At 57.6% G+C, this 3,343-nt stretch carries 5 protein-coding genes and 1 tRNA gene; 5 read left to right on the forward strand and 1 reads right to left on the reverse strand.

All coding sequences use genetic code 11. The features are described from left to right. From VOI29_RS23480 to VOI29_RS23490, 3 genes are all read left to right on the forward strand, one after another. A partial coding sequence (locus VOI29_RS23480) for a DUF882 domain-containing protein (RefSeq protein ID WP_323784193.1) occupies positions 1-123 on the forward strand: 123 nt, incomplete at its 5' end. A gap of 167 nt (positions 124-290) precedes the next feature. Further along, positions 291-367 (forward strand) — tRNA-Arg (locus VOI29_RS23485). Between the two features lie 100 nt (positions 368-467). Continuing rightward, entirely contained in the window at positions 468-800 is a 333-nt protein-coding gene (locus VOI29_RS23490; protein WP_323784185.1) for a PilZ domain-containing protein, read from the forward strand. 36 nt (positions 801-836) lie between these two features. Here VOI29_RS23490 and VOI29_RS23495 read toward each other — a convergent pair whose 3' ends face one another. Further along, the gene (locus VOI29_RS23495; RefSeq protein ID WP_323784187.1) at positions 837-1,706 is read right to left on the reverse strand and encodes a LysR family transcriptional regulator; all 870 of its coding nucleotides are present in this window, start codon (positions 1,704-1,706) and stop codon (positions 837-839) included. Between the two features lie 98 nt (positions 1,707-1,804). Here VOI29_RS23495 and VOI29_RS23500 point away from each other — a divergent pair, with 98 nt between their 5' ends. Together VOI29_RS23500 and VOI29_RS23505 are read left to right on the forward strand one after the other, a co-directional pair. Beyond that, positions 1,805-2,938 (forward strand): gamma-butyrobetaine dioxygenase, encoded by a 1,134-nt coding sequence (locus tag VOI29_RS23500; RefSeq protein WP_323784189.1) that lies wholly within the window; start codon positions 1,805-1,807, stop codon positions 2,936-2,938. Between the two features lie 3 nt (positions 2,939-2,941). After that, a partial coding sequence (locus VOI29_RS23505) for an HD domain-containing protein (RefSeq protein ID WP_323784191.1) occupies positions 2,942-3,343 on the forward strand: 402 nt, incomplete at its 3' end.

Consider the following 3,343-nt stretch of genomic DNA (forward strand, 5'->3'; position numbering starts at 1 on the left):
TCGCGGTCGGTATCGCAAATGGCTAAGGCTGCCGAGGCCTGTCATGCCGGCGGTGTCGGTAAATACCAGCGTTCGAATTTCGTGCATATGGATTGCGGCGTGGTTCGCACTTGGCGCGGCTGACCACCGTTTCTTTACGAGAATGCAAGCCTGCACATCCTGGTGCGGGCTTTTTTGTTTCAATACGCACGCTAATCTGGGGTGTCTGCAGCTGAGCTCATGAAATTGTAAACAGCCGTTTTTTCCCGTTGCAGAGGCAGCGATGCACGGTTATACCCCGCTTCAACGACGCACCTGTAGCTCAGCTGGATAGAGCGCTGCCCTCCGAAGGCAGAGGCCAGAGGTTCGAATCCTCTCAGGTGCGCCATTTCCCACATATCGCGCAGGCTTCTTGCCGACAGTTCATACTTTCGTAACCCTTTTCGCCTACCAATACCTGATGGGCGGTAATTTCAGGGTGCGACTGCATGGCAACTTCCAGTCCTTACGCGAAGAACCCAATTCCGACGGCGCCCCGTCTCAGCCGGAACCTGCCGTGTGTGATCAACCTTTCTGATACGCAGGTCGAAGCAGTCCTCTACAACATCAGCTACCAGGGGTTTGCAGTCTCCCTCCCCGAGGGTCAGAGCACATTTGAGCTCGCACAGATACAAACCGTGACGATTTCCGGAATCGGCGAATTTGCCGTAGAGGCGCGCTGGCGTAAAAATGGCAACATCGGCTTCGCCTTTTTGAGTAAGCGTGGGGCCCGTCCCCTGCTTGATGCCTACTTTGCCATCAGCGGCGAGTACCCGGTTTGAAGAGAGTAACCTGCCGCCTCAATGGCAGCAAGTTTCTCAGTGCCGCAAGGCGGCGGTCAATGCCGCCAGTACTTCACTTTGCCTCTTGGATTTTCCCAAACTTGGCGGCCAGGTCAGCCAATAACCGTCTATCGTCTGCAGTTCCGGTGCCGGGGCACATTCCAATTGCCCGGATCGCAGCAGATCTGCGGCCAACGCCTTAGACCCCAGTACAACACCCATGCCAAGCCGGGCGGCAAGGAGTGCATGCGCCATAGAATCAACGGAAACCGGACCGGTTTCCGGTTCAGCCTCCCCCGTTACCCGGGCCCATTCCGTCCAGCCCGGCCGCTCACCGCGCAATTCTATCACTGGCAGCTGGCGCCACTCTTCAGCCCGCCCTTGCGCAGTCATCGGCTGAAGCACCTCATTGGCCAGGAGAACCTCCTCCCGCCGTCCCCAGCCCCCGCGGCCATAACGGAGATGTAAGGCGCTGTCGACGGCGTTGTAATCCAGTCGTTTTTGCACCGTTTCGATGACCAGATGAAGTTCCGGCCAGGCCTTTGAAAACGCTTCAAGCCGTGGAAGCAGTAGCATTTCCAGATGCGATGGAAGGCCCGCAATGCGCAGTTCGCGGACAGTTTGGCCAAACAGGTTCTCGGTGCCTTGCTCCAGAGATCGCAGGGAATCGTGCACCAGCGGCAGGTAACTTTCCCCTTCCACAGTCAGAGAAACTCCACGCGCTGAGCGAAGAAACAGTTGCCTGCCCAGCCAGTTTTCCAGGTTGCGGATCCGTTGGCTGACCGCGGCCTGTGTGGCACCGAACTCTTCTGCCGCAGCTGTGAAACTGCCAAGCCGTCCAGCTGCTTCAAACACCTTCAGCCAGTCAAGCGGCGGTAAGCCCTGTTTGATTGCCTTCTTAGCCATAAGAAAACCTAACTCTAACACCTTAATATCCGTCGTTCTCTTGATGGCTCAGCCTCTGTATCAACGCAAGGAAGAACCAAGCCAACCGGAGAGATCCCATGCCCCGTTCCGTAACCGTTGACACTTCCGGCAGTTTTCTGACCCTGACTTTTGAGGACGGCCAAGAGAGCCGCTTCCACGCGATATGGCTGCGCGATAATGCTCTGGATCCCGAAACCCGCGCACCGGGCAACGGCCAGCGCCTGATCACTATCGGCGGCATACCCGCGGACACCAGGATCAGCACCGCATTGGTGGAAAGCGACACCCTGACAGTGACCTTCGCACCCGAAGGCAAGACCGTGACTTTCCCTGCAGTTTGGTTGAAGTCACACGCTTACGACGTTGAAAAAGAAACTGGATTTGGCCGCCTGGCGCCGGGCGTTGAAACCTGGTGCAGCAGCCAGCCCGCCCCAACCTTCGATTGGAACACCCTACAGACGGATCCGGAAGTCAAACGTGACTGGCTGGACACCATCGTCCGGTTCGGCTTTGCCAAGCTGGCGAACGGCCCGGTAGCCGAAGGCGCGGTGATTGAATGCGCAGCAATGTTCGGCTTTGTCCGCGAGACCAACTACGGCAAGTATTTCGAAGTCCGCACTGAGGTGAACCCGACCAACCTGGCCTTTACCGGCCTGGGCCTGCAAGCCCATACCGACAACCCCTACCGCGACCCGGTGCCGTCCCTTCAGATCCTTTACTGCTTAGAGAACTCGGCTGAAGGCGGTGACAGCATTGTGGTAGACGGTTTCCGCGCCGCTGAACGCCTGCGCGACGAAAACCCCGAAGCCTTTGCCTTGCTGGCCGGATACCCGGCGCGGTTCGAGTACAAGAGCTCTGATGGCGTGCATCTTCGCTCGCGCCGCCCGATGATTGAATTGTCGCCTGACGGCGAAATGATCGGTGTGCGGTTCAACAACCGGTCTTCGGCTCCGTTTGTGGATGTTCCGTTTGAAATGATGGAGGCCTATTACACCGCCTACCGCCGGCTGGGTGAACTCATAGACGATCCGGACATGGGCGTTTCCTTCAAGCTGGAACCGGGTGAAAGCTTTATCGTAGACAACACCCGGGTGATGCACGCACGCCTCGGCTACTCCGGTTCCGGCTCGCGCTGGCTGCAGGGATGCTACGCCGACAAGGATGGGCTTCTGTCGACCTTGAACGTTCTGAACGCCCGGTTGGAGGGCTGAACAATGAGCAAGCCGGATTTCAGCACGCTGACCCAGGACAACATTGCCGCCTTCATTGGCGATATCTTTGACCGCCGCGGTGATGAGGAATACCTTGGTGAAACTGTCACCATGACCGAGCATATGCTGCAGGGTGCCACCATCGCGGAAGCCAACGGTCAGCCGGAAGAGATCATCGTGGGGGCGCTTCTCCACGATATCGGCCATTTCACAAGCGAGTTCGGAACATTCTCCATGGATGACACCAAAGACCGATTTCACGAGGAGGCCGGCGCCAAGGTGCTGGAACAGTTCTTCCCGTCTGTGATCACCGACTGTGTACGTTACCACGTGGCGGCAAAACGCTATCTTTGCGCCACCAAACCTGAATATTTAAACCGTCTATCAGCGGCTTCCATTCACTCC

Source organism: Leisingera sp., from assembly GCF_034669605.1.
GTDB lineage: Bacteria > Pseudomonadota > Alphaproteobacteria > Rhodobacterales > Rhodobacteraceae > Leisingera.